Genomic DNA, 16826 nt, shown 5'->3' on the forward strand with positions numbered 1-16826 from the left:
TCGCTCGATCCAGATCGCGCACCTGTCGAGCAGCAAGACGTGTGTCCGGTAACCGCCCGGACACTCGCGTGGATTGGATCCGGGCCTGCTCGCGGGGTGACGCGCGAGCCATGCGTGCCCGACGGCCGGTCAGTCGATGGCCACCGCGACCGACTCGCGCGACAGCACGTGGTACAGCGCACCGGCAGCGAGGATGATGGCCGCGAGCGCCAGCATCAGCGTCTGGTAGCCCTGCCGGAAATCGTCGACGTGCCGCATCAGGAAAATGGCAAACGCAATGCCGCTCGCGCCACCCACGTTGTGCACCGTCCACGAGGTGCCCATCGCCACGGCCGCCTGGTCGCGCGGCAGCGCGCCCAGCGCCACCAGCGTCGAGGGCCCGAGTATCGCGCCCCAGCCGATGCCGAACAGCAGCAGCGGCACGATGAACCAGCCCGCATCGGGCTGTCGCGCGGCGACCGACAGCAGAATCGACGCGACGACGAACAGCGCCAGGCCAGTCACGATCACCCGCGACGGGCCGAGCCGTTCGCTGCGGCCGCCGATCCAGGACGACGCGATGGAAAACGTGATGGTCGCCGGCAGCAGAAACAGCCCGATGGCGATGTCGCTCTTGTGGAGCTGGGTCGAAAAGAAGATCGGCAAGGTGAGCAGCACGATGCAGTAGAAGAACGCGAGAAAGAACGTCGCGAGCAGCGCGGACAGGAACCTCGGTTCGCGGAAGAAATGAAACTCGACGATCGGATCGCGCGTGCGCAACTCATGCCAGACGAACAGCGCCAGGGCGACGAGCGACACCGGCAGCAACCCGAGCGTGAGCCGGCCCCCGTCGATCGACAGATAGCTGACGAGCGTGGTCAAGCCGACGACCAGCAACAGGCATCCCGTCACGTCGATGCGCTTGCGCGCCTGCGCCTTGAACTCCGGTATCGCCCATGCACACAGTGCCAGGCTGATCACGATGAACGGAATGTTGATCAGGAACGCGTCGTGCCAATCGAGTGCGCCGGCGAACAGGCCGCCGATGATCGGGCCGAGCGCCAGCCCGACGCCGTTGGCACCGAACAGGATCCCCAGCGCCTTGCCCTGTTCGTTCTCGTCGAACGTATAGCTGACGATCGCTCCCGATACCGTGTACAGGATCGCGCAACCGATGCCCTGCAGGAAGCGGAACGCCACCAGCAGCCAGAACTGATGCGCGATGCCCGCGAACAACGACGCCGCGCCGAAGATCAAAAGGCCGACGATCAGCAGCTTCTTGCGGCCCAGGTTGTCTGCCAGCGTCGCGACCGGCACCATGAACGCGGATAGCGCGACCATGAAGATGGAGGTGATCCATTGCGTCGTCTGGATCGGGATCGAAAAATCGCGGCCGATCGCCGGAAGAATCGTGTTGACGACCGTGAGATCGATACATCCCAGGAAGCTCGCGATACAGATGCCGGTCAACCCGACGTACTTCCGAACCTTGCTCGATGAATTACTCATGCGCCAGTGCCTCGGTGTCTTCTTCTGAATTCGACTGCGACTTTTTCTTGAACTTGACCGCCAGCCAGTTGGCGCGGGTATCGCTCCCCTTCTGCACGAAAATCTCGCGGGTCTTGCTCATCGCGGCGGTCATCTGCTTCGGGTAAATGATGAAATCGATGCCGTCCTGCGCCCACATCGGCATGATGATCGGGCATTCCTCGAGAATGTAGAAGAGCGAGCGATAGAACGCGTCCTCGTGTTCAGGCGTGCCTTGCACCAGCCCGTTTCTCTCCGCAAACACGCCGATGGTGTCGTTGATCGCATGACGGTATTCGTGATTCGAGTAGTACTCGTTCGTGATCAGATGGTAATACTGCGAGTAGTCGTCGCGGCGCAGCAGGTCGTCCCATCGCAGGATCTCGCGCCGCATCGACAGTTTCGCGAGCGTGTCGGTGTGGTCCCGGAGCCATGCGTCGCCGCGGTCGCGGCTTTTCTGATAGTTGCTGTGCGCGGAACCGGTCACGTAGTTGTGGCGCTGCAACGTATCGGCCACGCCGATCACGCATTGCCCGAATCCCGCCACGTTGATCTTGTCGACCGTCGCCGCCAGTTTCTCGCCTTCGTGATATTCCTTGCCGACACTGATCAGCAGCAGTGCCGTTTTGCCGACGTACTCGTGCGCCTGAAATTTTCCTTGTGCCTGCAATGAAACCTTGTACATGGTCAGCTCCAGTAAACTAAGGGTTCGGTGACGGATCGGATGCCGACGAAGGCACTCAACGTGACTCGGTCGGTGCCCCGGACAGGGCGAACCGCGTGAATGAAACGCGGATTCAGGAAGATCAGGTCGCCCGCCTCCGGCTTGATCACGAGGTCAGGCGCGCCCACCTGCTCGCGGCCGATTCCGTAGTGGCGATCGCCTTTGAGCGTTTCGTATTCGCGAGAATCGGGCGCGATGCGCCAGAGTTCCAGCTCGCCGCCGTGCGGCGGCACCTGCAGATAGAGGTTGGCCGACAGCTGATACTGCAGCGCCCACCCGGTGCCGGTCGGCAGCGTCCATTCCAGGTTGTCGATGTGCGGCTCGAGATCCACGCCGGGGGTCAGGTAGCGGCACACGCCGACGAAGCACTTGCGCCCGTCGACGCTCAGCAGTCGGGCCCCTTCGGGCCACGCGTCGTCGAGCAGGGTGCGGAACCGGTCGACCGGCGATGCCAGCTCGCCGAACAGCGTGCGAACGCGCTCGATATTGGCGCGCGCATGCCGGTGGTAGGCCTGCCTGACCTCATCGGATCGCACCTCTGCGTACGCGATGCCGAGCCGCGTAAATTCGACGGCATGGCCAAGGGCACCCCGTTCGGGATGGGAGAACAGTTGCGCCTCCGCTCGCCGGATGACCGCTGGCGGCGTGAACGCACGAATGCGTATCGCGAGCGCAGTGCCTTTGCACAAATCGAGAATGTGATCGGCGGACAGCGACGCTTCGTCGACGTCGATCACTGCATGGTCAACCTCTGCCGGTCGGTTCATGGCGTGATGAATGGAAGGAGTGAAGGAGCCGCGCGCATCAGAGCAGGTAACGGGCGCGCAGGTAATAGAACCCGCCGTTGATGCCGATCGGCGACGATACGATGTCGTACTGCGTGCCCAGGAACTGGTTCTCCGCCGGCAGCTTGCTCGGGTACACGTTGAACAGGTTGTTCGCGCCCACCGCGATTTCGAACTTGCGCGTCATCGCATAACGGAGCTCGACGTCGGTGACGTACCTCGCCGCGTTCGTGAAATGGGCGAAGCGCGTCGTCGAATAGGCATTCGGGCCGCTCCAGTAGCTCTCTTCGCCGGAGGTCGTGCCGTAACGCGTTTCATGCAGGCTGAGGGCCCATTTGTCGCGGTGCCAGGTGCCGCCGACGATGATCTTGTTCTTCGGCGTCGACGACGTGATGTAGCCGACCTGCTGCGCGTTCAGCAGCGTGTTGCCGTTGGTGTCGCGGCCCACGCTCGTCACGCTCGTCGTGTTGAAGTTGATGCCGAGATCCCAGTCGACGGAACCCCACCTCGCGAAGTTGCTGTGATACGTGGCCAGGATGTCGACGCCGCGCGTGCGCGTATTCACGCCGTTCGTGAAATAGTTCGCAGTCACGGACGGCAGGCCTGCCGGCAACGTGATGCCGGCCTGCGTCAGTGCATCGATCGCGGGCTGTCCGCTATAGGTGCCGCCCTGCACGATCCGGTCACGGATGTTGATCTGGTACGCATCGATCGTCACGTTCAGGTTCGGCAGCGGGTTGAGCACGAGCCCGATGTCGAAGTTGGTCGACTTCTCGGGCTTGAGCGGCGTCGCGCCGAGATTGCGTGCGGCCTGCGAGTTCGGTGCCAGCTGCCCGTATGCGGAAAGCGGCGAGATGTTCAGGTTCGTGAAGTGTTGCTGCGCGAGCGACGGTGCGCGAAAGCCGGTGCCGACGCTGCCGCGAACCGCGATGCGCGGCGTGATGTCGTAACGCGTCGAGACCTTGCCGTTGGTGGTGCCGCCGACGTCGTTGTAATGCTCGAAGCGCCCCGCGAGATCCAGTTGCCAGTTCGGCGCGAGCCGGGTCGCGAGATCGACGTAGGTGCCGAGCACCTCGCGCGATTTCGACAGCGCACTGAGCGGGGACAGGCCCGGCAACGCCTGGCTACCGGCGCCAAAGGTCGATGCCGGATCGCCCGCGCCGACCGTATAGCTTTCGTGGCGATGCTCGACGCCGACCGACACGTTGAGCGGCGCGGGCAGCAACGGCAGGTGGAATGCGCGCGACAGGTCCAGGTTGTTGGTCCACTGCGTGCTCGTGAAGGTCGACAGGCGAAAGCCGGTCGGCGTCGATCCGGTCGCGTCGAACAGGCTCGTGTTCGCCGAATTGACCATCCCGATGCCGATGTTGTCACGGCCGTAGGTCGAGCTGATATCCCACGCCCAGCCGAGCAGCCGGTCGCCCTTCACGCCCGCGGTCAGCGAGAAGTCGTTTTCGTTGAGCGTCTCCTGCGGGGTGAAACCGTTCGGGTAGAGGGTCGGCAGCACCGACGGCAACCGGTAGTTCTGGTAGCTGCTGCCGTTCCGGTGCGCATACGTGCCGAAGCCGTACAGCTTCGCGCCGCCTTCGAGCAGGTAGCCCGCGTTGAATGCGACCGCTTCCCGCGTGCTGGCCGGCGACCCGAGAATCAGGTTGTCGTTCTGGCCGGTTCGCGGATCGGCGCCGGTGCGCACCGTATGATTCTGCCGGTTGTACTCGGCGCTCAGGTCGAGATAGCCCGCATCGCCGAGCCGTAGCCCGATGTTGGCCGCGTTGTTCTGCGCGAGACCGTCCCCTTGATAGGTCTGGCCGGTCGTGTTTGAAAGTTCACCGCCCTTGTAATCCGACTTGAGGATGACGTTGATCACGCCGGCAATCGCATCCGAGCCGTATTGCGCGGAAGCGCCGTCGCGGAGAATCTCGACGTGGTCGATCGCCGCGATCGGGATCAGGTCGACGTCGACTCCGGTCGATCCTTGCTGCGGCCCGCGGTTCAGCGAGACATTCGCGGTCGAATGGCGGCGCTTGCCGTTCACGAGCACGAGCACGTAATCGGGGCTCAGCCCGTGCAATGTCAGCGCGCTCGTCAGGTTGCCCGCATCGCCGCGCATCGCCTGGCGCGCGATCGACGGCGAGAGCTGGACGAGCGCGTCGCGCAGATTGCCCTGCCCGGTGCGCCGCAGCGCGTCGCCGCCGATCACTTCCACCGGGGCAGCGGCATCGCGCATTTTCCGCGCGTTTTCACGCGTACCGGTGGTGACGACAACGTCCTGAACGGTCACGACGACGTCCTGGGCATCGCTGGCGGGCGTCGGGTTTGGCGTACCGCCCTGCGCCCACGCGGCGCCGCCGGCGGTAATCCAATAGGCGGCCAGCGCCAGCGAGCGGCGACGGGGATACGTCACGCGCGCATTGTCGTTTCTCTGATAAACCACTGCAAGGCCCTCATTTCAGCGAGCCGCAAGGTGTCATGCCATTCTCGCGTCACGCTTCTCGTTTGTTTTGATTTCAGTGCGTGACGAATCATCCTCCCGGTGAAACATTTTGTTAAATAACAAATGCATATTTTCATTTATCAATTTAAATGTCGGCACCGGTCTTGCATGTGATTACGCAATTGCTTCGATAATGTTGCGATTGTATGGCGGAGGGAAATGGCGTCGATTAAATCAACGCCCGTCTGGAATAGACGATTTGAATAATGGCAACGAGTATGCGCATATTTGTGAAATGTCGATTTCGCTCGACGTGCTGCGCATTGCCGGCCCGAACCGCGCCGTCGGAAACTATCGCGGCAATACCGACATCATTGCGATGGCGGCTGGATCCGATTCCCCACTCTGTTTTTCTTTCGGGTCGCTCACGGCATGGTCTGCTCGTTGCCGATCAGGCCGATCTTCGTCGCCCCTTCGCGCTGTGCCGATGCCAGCACCTCGGCCACCGCGCGGTAAGGCGCCGCCTGGTCCGGCCGCAGCCGGATCTCGTCCTGGTCGGTTTCGGCCGCGACTTCGCGGAACTTCGCCCCCAGCCCGGCCGGCCCGTTCACGGGCGAGCCGTTCCAGTTGACCGACCCGTCCGCGCCGATGTCGATCTGCACCACCTGGGGCGGATGCGGCGGTGGCGGCGGGTTTCCCACCGGCAGGTTCATCTTCACCGAGTGCATCTGGATCGGGATCGTGATGATCAACATGATCAGCAGCACCAGCATCACGTCGATCAACGGCGTGGTGTTGATGTCCACCATCACGTCCGGATCGTCGTTGCGCCCTCCGGCGCCCACGTTCATACCCATCGTTCGAACTCCCTAGCCCCCGCGTGCGGGCGGCTCCGTGATGAAGGCGATCTTGACGACCCCGGCCCGCTCGCATGCCGTGACGACCTGACCGATGTACCGATACGGCGTCGCCTGATCGCCGCGTACGTGCACGTCCGGTTGCGGCGTCTGTGTCGACATCTCCTTCAGGCGCGACACCAGCGCCTGAAGGTTCACGTGCTCGGTTCCCCAGAAGAGGTCGCCCTGCCGGTTCACCGCGATCTCGATGCTTTTCGGTTGGGTCTGCAGCGGCTGTATCCGCTCCGCCGGCAACTGCACCTGGATCGTGTGCGTCACCACCGGGATCGTGATCAGGAAGATGATCAGCAACACCAGCATCACGTCCACGAGCGGCGTCGTGTTGATCGCCGAGATCACCTCGTCGTTGTCGTCACCGCCCACGCTGATTGCCATGGCCGGCTCCGCTCAGGATTGAACGGCAAGCACCTGCGGCGACTGTGCCGCCGGCGGCGCGATGCGGCCCGCGGCCCGTCTGCCGCCCGCGAGCAATACCGTATGCAGTTGCGCACCGAAGTTGCGCACCCGTTCCATCACGGACTTGTTGCGGCGCACGAGGAAGTTGTAGCCGAGCACGGCCGGCACGGCCACCGCCAGGCCGATCGCGGTCATGATCAGCGCCTCGCCCACCGGCCCCGCGACCTTGTCGATCGACGCCTGGCCCGCGATGCCGATGGCCGTCAGCGCGTGATAGATGCCCCACACCGTCCCGAACAGCCCGACGAACGGCGCGGTGGACCCCACCGTGCCCAGAAACGCCAGGCCGTCCTGCAGGCGGTTCGACACGTTGGTGATCGAACGCTCGATGTTCAGCTCGATCCAGGTGTTGCGATCGACCGAATCGAGCAGCGCCGTGTCGTGGTGCTCCCCCGCCTCGATCGCGTTCTCGGCGATGAAGCGAAACGGCGACGCATCGTCGAGCTGGGCCGTGCCCTCGGCCAGCGTCGGCGCATTCCAGACCTGTTCGTCGGCCGACTTCGCCCGGCTGTTCGCACGCGCCTGCTCGATGAACTTGGTGACCATCACGTACCAGCTGCCGAGCGACATGACCACGAGCAGCCCCAGCACGAAGCGGGCCACGAAGTCGCCGCTCGCCCACAGGGCCCCCAGCCCGTACGGGTTCTCGACGGTTGCCGACGTCGCGGGTTCGGGTGGCGGCACCGGGCGCTCCGATCCGTTCGACGCAGCCGGCGCCACCGCGATCGGCGATGCACCGGATGCTGTCCGGACCTGTGTCGCCGTCGTCTCCTGTGCCAGCACGGATGGTGGGGCGACCAGCGCGCCGCCCACGCCGGCGGCGATCGTCAGACTCGCCGCCAGTGCGGCCCGAAATTGCTTTTTCATAAGGACTCCATAGGCAAGATGGATCGATTCGGGAAGCAGGCGGCGTCCACCGCCTTGCCTGCCCCGCCTCAGTTCAGGTTGAAGGAAAACGGTACCCGCACGCGCACGGATTGCCCCTGGGCGATACAGTTGAAGCGCTTGACCGCATTCAGCGCGGCACGATTGAGCACCGGATCCGCCGGCTGAGCGACCCGCAGGTTCGTGACGCGGCCGTCCGGGTCGACGGTGAATTCGACGGTCACGTCACCGGTGATGTTGTTGTCCTGCGCCTCCGGCGGATAGACGATCGACGCGCGAACCTCGTCCGAATTCGGGCAGACCACGCCGATCTCGCGGTTCACCGGCCTGGCAGCCGGTACGGGCACGGGGGCCGGCGGGGCTTCGTGCACCGGTGCGGTCGGGGCCGGCGCGTCCTGATGCGTGATGGTGGCGGGCGGCGGGGCCTGCACGTGCACCTCGGGCGGCGGCACGAACGGCGGTGGCGGCGCCGTCACCCGCGGCTTCGACACGACCTTTTCGACCGGTTTCGGCGGCGGTGGTGGCGGCGGCGGTTTCACCGGGACGACGATGCGGGCCTCGATCGGCTGCTGGACGATCTGGACGACCCGGGTCGCCAGGCCGTTCACGAGCGCCCATATCAGGACGAGATGCAGCGCGATGGCGATCGCGATGCCGCCGAAGCGACGCAACGGGTGGGTCTGCCTTTTGCCGAACTCGCGCGGACGGCCGATTGCCGCGAGTCGGGATGGAGAAGCGGTTGTCATGTTCAGTCCAAGGCCAATGAGGTCAGGCGTCCGGCGCGGGGTTCGCGTCCGCCGGTCCGCCTACGCGCCGCCGGTCAGGCCGCAACCGGTTCTCGCCGATCGGCGGGACGCCAGCCGAGTGCCGGCGCAATACGCGTGATGACATCGTCGAGAATCTGCAGATAATTCTCGAACGGCAGGTCGTAGGGCAGCTCGACGCGCAACTCCCGCACCTGCTCGACCACCGGATCGGCCAGCAGCCGCGCCAGGATTTCGTCCGAGGTGCCGACGAGATCCGGCGCGTACAGCGTGCGTCGCTCGCCCTGCGGCGCAAGCGTGCGGGCATGACGCCCGTCTGCAAACGCGCGATAGCGTTCGCGATCTTTCGCGCTCGCGCCGTCGGTCGGGACGATCACGCGCCCCACCGAGATACGCGGTGCGTGGGCCTCATGCCAATGGTCGCGATACAGCGCCAGTTGCCGCAGCTGGGCGTCGAGATGGCTGTCGGTACCCTCGCCCGTGGTCACGTTGGCGATCAGCAGGTTGAATCCATTGCGGGCGGCCCATTCGGCCGACCGCCTGGAACCTCCGCCGTACCAGAGCCGCCCGGTCAAGCCGGGCGCAAAGGGGCTCACGCGCGGCCGGACCCGGCCGGCAGCCGATTCCACGAACGTGTCTTCGTCGCCGAGCCAGTCGCCGGCGAGATTGCGGCGCAGCCGGGCCAGGCGCGCATGCGAGAAGTCGACATGCTCCGGATCGGTGTCGAACAGGCGGTCGCCCAGCAGCGCCCCGTGATTCGGCGCACCCGCGCTGAGTCCGACCTGGAGCCGTCCGCGCGAGAGCACGTCGACGGTGGCGAGATCCTCGGCCAGCCGGAACGGATTCTCGTATCCCATCTGGATGACCGCCGCGCCCAGGCCGATCCGGGTCGTGCGCTGGCTCGCCGCCGCGAGAAACGTGGTGGCCGACGAGACGGCGCGCTCGAGATGGCGTTGCCGTATCCAGGCACCGTCGTAGCCGAGCGCCTCGCCGGCATGGAACAGCGCGAGCGCCCGCTCGAATCCCGCCGCGGCATCTTCGCCGGGGTAATTTCCCGTTGTCAGGAAGGCAATTTGATCAATGCGTACGTTGCTCACTTTCGTATCCTTCGCAATCGGTCGAAAATCGAAAGGAAATGAGACATCGAGCTCGACCTCGAGAATGGCCGAGCACATCGGATTCAAGCTGTCGTGAGGAAGCGTAGAAGGGACAGACAACTTCACACGAGTCTTCGATTATGGAGAACGTGCGACTGCCCCGTTGCGGTCATTTCTTCTATGGATATGACGCGCGCATCGAGACAGATAGCGTGCGCATCAATAATGGAATTCGCGATTGATGCCGGACGGTTCGATGCGCATCCGCACTCGAACACCGGAAAGAAGCGACAGTGCGGAAACCTGCGGCGGATGGGTTCGGCGCGGCGGGCAGGTCGATTGCCGCTTTCCACTTCATCGCCGGTTTGAGAACGGATGTGTTGCTGCGCAAGCGTGGAAACGGCTCTACACGGGCGCCGTTTCCAAGAGGCTCGCCCCCGGTCAAACGCCTTCGACCAGCACGGCCCGAAAGCGTCCGCCCTTGAAGCGATGCTGAACGATGGCCTGGTATGCCGGGCTGTCGTACCACGCGCGCGCCGCGTCCCCGGACGGAAACTCGACGATCACCACCCCTTCCGGGCCGTCGCCCTCGAGCGTTTCCTGCGGGCCATACGCGGCCAGCACCTTCAACGGGTGGCCGGCGGTCGTCGCGCCGACCTTGTCCTGGTAGAGATCGAGTTCCTGCTGATCCTGCGTGCTTTCACGCGTGAAGACGATATAGGTCGCCAAGATTGCACTCCTGATGCGTTCGAGAATGATGGGACGATCCGAAGATCGTCCGCCGGACAACGGCACTCATCCTAACCATCGGGCGCGCTTTCTCTTATCCCCCTGCTTCCAACTCTCTATTCGAGCCGGATTAACAATGAACGCACCCGATCGGTCGGGCGCGTGTCGCGGCTGCCGCGATCGCCGGCAGCCTCGCCATCTCGTTCGCACGCGATGACCATCAGCAATTCCCGGTGCGCGCCGGGTTCGAGACCCGGCAGCTTGCGTTCGTGCTGATCGGGCTGCAGGCCTATGACGGCGATCGCGGCGGTGGCATAGGGCGTCGACCGCGGCCCCAAAACAAAAGAAAACACCCCTCAACGAGGGGTGCATGGGCCGGATCGCAGTGTGCCCGCAGCGACGTGCAAGTCAGCTGGGGGCATCACCGCCCGGCACCGGGGCCGTCGAGACGAAGCGTCACGCTCACCCTACCCGCGCTTCCCCCTCGCGCTCGGCTTCCCCTTCGTCCGTACCCGTTCGCGCCAGCACCGGCTTGAGTGCCTGCCCGGTGTGGCTTGCGTTCACCTGCACGAGCGCTTCCGGCGGCGCCGCCGCGACGATCGTACCGCCGCCCACGCCGCCTTCCGGCCCGAGATCGATGATCCAGTCGGCTTCCGCGATCACGTCGAGGTCATGCTCGATCACGACGACGCTGTGCCCCGCATCGACGAGCCGGTGCAGCACGCGAATCAGCTTCGCGACGTCCGCCATGTGCAGGCCGACCGTCGGTTCGTCGAGCACGTACAGCGTATGCGGCGCCTTCTGGCCGCGCCGCGTGATGTCGTCGCGCACCTTCGTCAGCTCGGTGACGAGCTTGATGCGCTGCGCCTCGCCGCCCGACAGCGTGGGCGACGGCTGGCCGAGCGTCAGGTAGCCGAGGCCGACATCCTTCATCAGCTGCAGCGGATGCGCGATGTTCGAGATCGGCGCGAAGAATTCCACCGCCTCGTCGATCTCCATCGTCAGCACGTCGCCGATGTTCCGGCCGCGCCACGTGACCGCGAGCGTCTCCGGGTTGAAGCGCTGCCCGTGACACACGTCGCACGGCACCTTCACGTCGGGCAGGAAGCTCATCCCGATCGTGCGCACGCCTTGCCCTTCGCAGGCGGGGCAGCGCCCGTCGCCGGTATTGAACGAGAAACGCGACGCCGTGTAGCCGCGCGCACGCGCCTCCAGCGTATCGGCGAACAGCTTGCGGATCGTGTCCCACACGCCGATATAGGTGGCCGGGCACGAACGCGGCGTCTTGCCGATCGGCGTCTGGTCGACTTCCAGCACGCGGTCGATCTGCTCCCAGCCGCTCAGCGACTCGCAGCCCTGCCACGCATGCGTGACGTTCAGCGACGGCCGCGGTGCGCTGCGCGCGAGCACGCTCGAACGGCGGTTGGTGGCCGGTGCATCCTGCTGCGCCGCCTTGCGTGCGCGGCGCGTGGCCGGCGACGACAGCACCGAGCGGCCGACCGCGTCGAGCAGGTTCGTCATCAGCACGTCGCGGGCGAGCGTCGACTTGCCCGAACCGCTCACGCCCGTGACCGCGACGAGCCGCGCGAGCGGAATGCCGACCGTGACGTCGCGCAGGTTGTGCAGCCGTGCGCCATGCACGGTCAGCCAGGCTTCCGGCACCGCGGCGCCGCCCTTCTTGCCCGGCAGGCTCACGCTGCGGCGCGGCTGCAGCGGGTGCGTCATCGGCTGCGCGAGCAGGCGCCCCGTGACCGAATCGGACTGCGCGGCAAGATCGGCGACCGCGCCCTGCGCGACCAGCGTGCCGCCCCGCTTGCCGGCGCCCGGGCCGACGTCGATGATGTGATCGGCGCGGCGGATCGTGTCCTCGTCATGCTCGACGACGACGAGCGTATTGCCCTTGTCGCCGAGCTTGCGCAGCGCATCCAGCAGGATCTGGTTGTCGCGCGGATGCAGGCCGATCGTCGGCTCGTCGAGCACGTAGCAGACGCCCTGCAGGTTGCTGCCGAGCTGCGCGGCGAGCCGGATGCGCTGCGCTTCGCCGCCCGACAGGCTCGGCGCCGCGCGATCGAGGCTCAGGTAGCCGAGCCCGACTTCCTCGAGAAACGCGAGGCGGCTGCCGATCTCGCTGACGATGTCGCGCGCGATCTGCGCGTCGCGCCCCGTCAGTTCCAGCCCGTCGATCCAGCGGCGCGTGTCGGACACCGTCCATTGCGCGACCTCGACGATCGGATGCGCGTCGAACGTGACCGCGCGCGCGGACGGGTTCAGCCGCGTGCCGTGGCAATCCGGGCACGGCTCGTTGCCGACGCCTTCCGGTTCCTGCTCGTCCGACGGCAGCGTCTGCTCGCGGCCGCGGCCATCCTCGGCGAGCACCGTGTCGTCATACGCGGCGCGCTGTTCGCGCGTGAGCGTGACGCCGGTGCCGACGCAGGTCGTGCACCAGCCATGCTTGCTGTTGTACGAGAACATCCGCGGGTCCAGCTCCGGATAACTCGTGCCGCATACCGGGCACGCGCGCTTGACCGACAGCACCTTGACCGTGCCGACGCGCGCGGTCGAATGGTCGTTCTGCATCGCATGGTGCAGCCCGTCGAGCGGCGCGAGCAGATGCATCACGCCCTTGCCGAGCTCCAGCGTCTCGTCGAGCACGCGCCGCAGTTCGGCCTCGTTGTCCGGCGACACGACGATATCGGCCACCGGCAGCTCGATCGTGTGCTCGCGGAAGCGGTCGAGCTTCGGCCACGGATCGACCGGCACGAACTCGCCGTCGACCCGCAGATGCGTGCTGCCGCGCGCCTTCGCCCATTTCGCGAGATCCGTATACACGCCCTTGCGGTTGACGACGAGCGGCGCGAGCAGCCCGACGTGCTCGCCGCGATGATCGCGCAGCAACTGCGCGGCGATCGATTCGACGGACTGCGACGTGACCGGCGTGCCGTCGTGGATGCAATGCTGCAGGCCGAGCTTCACGTACAGCAGCCGCAGGAAGTGCCAGACCTCGGACGTGGTCGCGACCGTACTCTTGCGGCCGCCGCGCGACAGCCGCTGCTCGATCGCGACGGTCGGCGGAATGCCGTACACGGCGTCGACTTCGGGGCGGCCGGCAGGCTGCACGATCGAGCGCGCATACGCGTTCAGCGATTCGAGGTAACGGCGCTGGCCTTCGTGGAACAGGATGTCGAACGCGAGCGTCGACTTGCCGGAACCCGACACGCCGGTGATCACGTTGAACTTGCCGTGCGGGATATCGACGTCGAGCGCCTTCAGGTTGTGCTCGCGCGCGTTGACGATCCGCACGACGTCCTCGCCCTCGATCGCACGCCGCTCGCGCGCCGCGTTCAGCACGGCCTGCAGCGGCTTGCCTTCGTCGGCGAGCGCCAGCTCGGCATCCATCGCGCGGTCGTACTGCAGCAGCGCCACGCCCGTGTGCGATTCGGCGCAGGCCTTCACGTCGTCAGGCGTACCCGCGCACAGCACGAGACCGCCGCCGTCGCCGCCTTCCGGGCCGAGATCAATCAGCCAGTCGGCCGCGCGGATCACGTCGAGGTTGTGCTCGATCACGATCAGCGAATGGCCGGCCGCGAGCAACTTGCCGAACGCCTGCATCAGCTTCGCGATGTCGTCGAAGTGCAGCCCGGTGGTCGGCTCGTCGAACATGAACAGCTTCGCCCGCGCGATGCGCGCCTCTTCCGTCGCGACCCGGCGCCCGTTGGCGGCCGCCGCCGATTCGGCGAGGAAGCCGGCCAGCTTCAGGCGCTGCGCTTCACCACCCGACAGCGTCGGCACCGGCTGCCCGAGCTTCACGTATTCGAGGCCGACGTCGACGATCGGCTGCAGCACGCGCAGCACCTCGGCATCGGTCGCGAAGAACGCCGCCGCTTCGCTGACGGTGAGGTCGAGCACGTCGGCGATGTTCAGTGCGCGGCCGTTGCGCTCGATGCGCACTTCGAGAATCTCGGCGCGGTAGCGGCTGCCGTCGCAGTCCGGGCAGCGCAGGTAGACGTCGCTCAGGAACTGCATCTCGATGTGCTCGAAGCCCGAGCCGCCGCAGGTCGGGCAACGGCCGTCGCCCGAGTTGAAGCTGAACGTGCCCGCGCCGTAGCCGCGTTGCAGCGCGAGCGGCGCCTTCGCGAACAGCTTGCGGATCTCGTCGAACGCGCCGACGTAGCTCGCCGGGTTCGAACGCGTGGTCTTGCCGATCGGCGACTGGTCGACGAACACGACGTCGCCCACCTGGTCGGCACCCGAGAGGCTGCGGAACGCGCCCGGCGACTCGGTCGCCTTGCCGTGGTGCCGCGCCATCGCCGGATAGAGCACGTCCTGCAGCAGCGTGGACTTGCCGGACCCCGACACGCCCGTCACACAGACGAGCCGCTGCAGCGGAATCTCGACCGTGACGTCGCGCAGGTTGTGTTCGCTTGCCCCTTCGAGCACGATGCGCGGCGTGTTCGCGTCGACCACCCGGCGCGCCCAGTTCGACGCGTGCGCGACATGCTTGCGGCCGCCGAGATACTCGCCCGTCAGCGTGTGCGCCGACCGGATGTCGCCCGGCGTGCCGTCGTAGACGATCGTGCCGCCGCGCTCGCCCGGGCCGGGCCCCATGTCGATCAGCCGGTCGGCCGCGAGCATCACCGACGGATCGTGCTCGACGACGACCAGCGTATTGCCCGCGTCGCGCAGCCGCTGCATCGCCTCGACGATCCGCGTGAGATCGCGCGGATGCAGCCCGATGCTCGGTTCGTCGAGCACGAACAGGGTTTTCGTGAGCGACGTGCCGAGCGCCGTGGTCAGGTTGATCCGCTGCACCTCGCCGCCCGACAGCGTGCGGCTCTGCCGGTCGAGCGTCAGGTAGCCGAGCCCGACGTCGCACAGGTATTTCAGGCGCGTGCGCACCTCGGCGAGCAGCAGCTTCAGCGCATCGTCGAGCAGCGCGCTCGGCAGGCTGATGCCGTCGAAGAAGCGGCGGATGCGCTCGATCGGCAGCAGCATCAGGTCGTGCACGGTCAGGCCCGGCAGCGCTTCGAGCTGCGTGCGGCTCCAGTCGACGCCGCGCGGCATGAAGCGGCCGGCCGGCGCGAGCACGCCGTCGGCGTTTTCCTTCGAGCCGAGCCGCCATTGCAGCGATTCCGTCTTCAGGCGCGCGCCGCCGCACACGTCGCACGGCGTGTAGCTGCGATATTTCGACAGCAGCACGCGGATATGCATCTTGTACGCTTTCGACTCGAGATAGCCGAAGAAGCGCTTCACGCCGTACCACTGGCTCTGCCACTTGCCGTTCCAGTCCGGCGACCCGTTGACGACCCAGTCGCGCTCGCCATCCGACAGCTCGGCCCACGGCGTGTCGCGCGGGATGCCGGCTTTCGCCGCGTAGCGCATCAGGTCGTCCTGGCACTCCTTCCAGGCGGGGGTCTGCATCGGCTTGATCGCGCCGCCGCGCAGCGTCTTGCGCGCGTCGGGGATCACGAGGCCGAGATCGACCCCGATCACGCGGCCGAAGCCGCGGCAGGTTTCGCACGCGCCGTACGCCGAATTGAACGAGAACAGCGCCGCCTGCGGCTCCGCGTAGCGCAGGTCGCTGTCGGGATCGTGAAGCCCGGTGGAGAAGCGCCACACCTGCGGCTCGGCCGCCGCGCCCTCCGCCTGCTCCGGCTCCGCCGCGAGCACGTACACGTTCACGCGCCCGCCGCCGCGCTTCAGCGACGCCTCGATCGCGTCGACGACGCGCACCTTGTCGGTGTTCTGCACACGGAAGCGATCAGCCACCACGTCGAGCACCTTGCGCAGCCCGGTGGGCGACGCGACCTCGCGCTGCGCCTGCACGCGCGTGTAGCCGCTCGCGGACAGCCACTGTGCGATTTCTTCGTCGGACACCGTTTCCGGCAGCTCGACCGGGAACGTGACGACGACACGCGGATCGTCCGCCTGCGTGCGCGCGACGAGCTCCGCGTAGATCGTCTCCGGCGTGTCGTGCCGCACCTGGCGCGCGGTCTGGCGGTCGAACAGCTCGGCCGCGCGCGCGTACAGCAACTTCAGGTGATCGTTCAGCTCGGTCATCGTGCCGACGGTCGAGCGCGAACTGCGCACCGGGTTGGTCTGGTCGATCGCGATGGCAGGCGGCACGCCGTCGACGCGCTCGACCTGCGGGCGGTCCATCCGGTCGAGGAACTGCCGCGCGTACGCGCTGAACGTCTCGACGTAGCGCCGCTGGCCTTCCGCGTACAGCGTGTCGAACACGAGACTCGACTTGCCGGAGCCCGACGGGCCGGTGACGACCGTCATCTCGCCGGTGCGCAGGTCGAGGTCGAGATTCTTGAGGTTGTGCTGACGTGCTCCGCGAATGCGGATCAGATTGCTGGATGACAATTTGCCTGCCCGTCTGAATGAGTTAGCCAGAGTGCTCGGTGCCGGGACGCTGCGGCGGATGCCCGCAGGCGCGGCGCACGGGCCGCACGGGGTTACACCTGGGCGGCTCGATTTCGACGGACACTATACTGTATATTCATACAGTTTTCCATGAACAGCGCGG

General features: G+C 66.2%; 12 protein-coding genes. All 12 read right to left on the reverse strand.

Annotation, left to right across the window (positions count from 1 at the left end; translation table 11 throughout):
• Positions 1-129 precede the first annotated feature (129 nt).
• Positions 130-1488 (reverse strand): MFS transporter, encoded by a 1359-nt coding sequence (locus BDI24065_RS24325; RefSeq protein ID WP_175033399.1) that lies wholly within the window; start codon positions 1486-1488, stop codon positions 130-132.
• On the reverse strand, positions 1481-2191 hold the full coding sequence (locus BDI24065_RS24330) for a hypothetical protein (protein ID WP_175033400.1): 711 nt from the start codon (positions 2189-2191) through the stop codon (positions 1481-1483). The genes BDI24065_RS24325 and BDI24065_RS24330 overlap by 8 nt, the downstream gene beginning before the upstream one ends.
• Before the next feature lie 2 nt (positions 2192-2193).
• Complete coding sequence (locus BDI24065_RS24335) at positions 2194-2967, reverse strand: 2OG-Fe(II)-dependent halogenase WelO5 family protein (RefSeq protein WP_254609851.1); 774 nt, start codon at positions 2965-2967, stop codon at positions 2194-2196.
• A gap of 67 nt (positions 2968-3034) precedes the next feature.
• Complete coding sequence (locus BDI24065_RS24340; protein WP_254609852.1) at positions 3035-5419, reverse strand: TonB-dependent receptor plug domain-containing protein; 2385 nt, start codon at positions 5417-5419, stop codon at positions 3035-3037.
• A 455-nt stretch (positions 5420-5874) separates the two neighbouring features.
• On the reverse strand, positions 5875-6306 hold the full coding sequence (locus tag BDI24065_RS24345; protein WP_175033403.1) for an ExbD/TolR family protein: 432 nt from the start codon (positions 6304-6306) through the stop codon (positions 5875-5877).
• 12 nt (positions 6307-6318) lie between these two features.
• Positions 6319-6741, reverse strand: coding sequence for an ExbD/TolR family protein (locus BDI24065_RS24350; protein ID WP_175033404.1), 423 nt, complete (start codon positions 6739-6741; stop codon positions 6319-6321).
• Between the two features lie 12 nt (positions 6742-6753).
• The gene (locus BDI24065_RS24355; RefSeq protein WP_175033405.1) at positions 6754-7689 is read right to left on the reverse strand and encodes a MotA/TolQ/ExbB proton channel family protein; all 936 of its coding nucleotides are present in this window, start codon (positions 7687-7689) and stop codon (positions 6754-6756) included.
• 68 nt (positions 7690-7757) lie between these two features.
• A complete protein-coding gene (locus tag BDI24065_RS24360; protein ID WP_175033406.1) occupies positions 7758-8453 on the reverse strand; it encodes an energy transducer TonB in 696 nt (231 codons plus the stop codon).
• A gap of 74 nt (positions 8454-8527) precedes the next feature.
• The gene (locus tag BDI24065_RS24365; RefSeq protein WP_175033407.1) at positions 8528-9568 is read right to left on the reverse strand and encodes an LLM class flavin-dependent oxidoreductase; all 1041 of its coding nucleotides are present in this window, start codon (positions 9566-9568) and stop codon (positions 8528-8530) included.
• A 441-nt stretch (positions 9569-10009) separates the two neighbouring features.
• Entirely contained in the window at positions 10010-10297 is a 288-nt protein-coding gene (locus BDI24065_RS24370) for a DUF1330 domain-containing protein (protein ID WP_175033408.1), read from the reverse strand.
• 116 nt (positions 10298-10413) lie between these two features.
• Positions 10414-10650, reverse strand: coding sequence for a hypothetical protein (locus BDI24065_RS24375; protein ID WP_175033409.1), 237 nt, complete (start codon positions 10648-10650; stop codon positions 10414-10416).
• 109 nt (positions 10651-10759) lie between these two features.
• A complete protein-coding gene (uvrA, locus tag BDI24065_RS24380; RefSeq protein WP_175033410.1) occupies positions 10760-16663 on the reverse strand; it encodes an excinuclease ABC subunit UvrA in 5904 nt (1967 codons plus the stop codon).
• Between the last annotated feature and the right edge of the window lie 163 nt (positions 16664-16826).

Source organism: Burkholderia lata (assembly GCF_902499025.1).
GTDB lineage: Bacteria > Pseudomonadota > Gammaproteobacteria > Burkholderiales > Burkholderiaceae > Burkholderia > Burkholderia lata_C.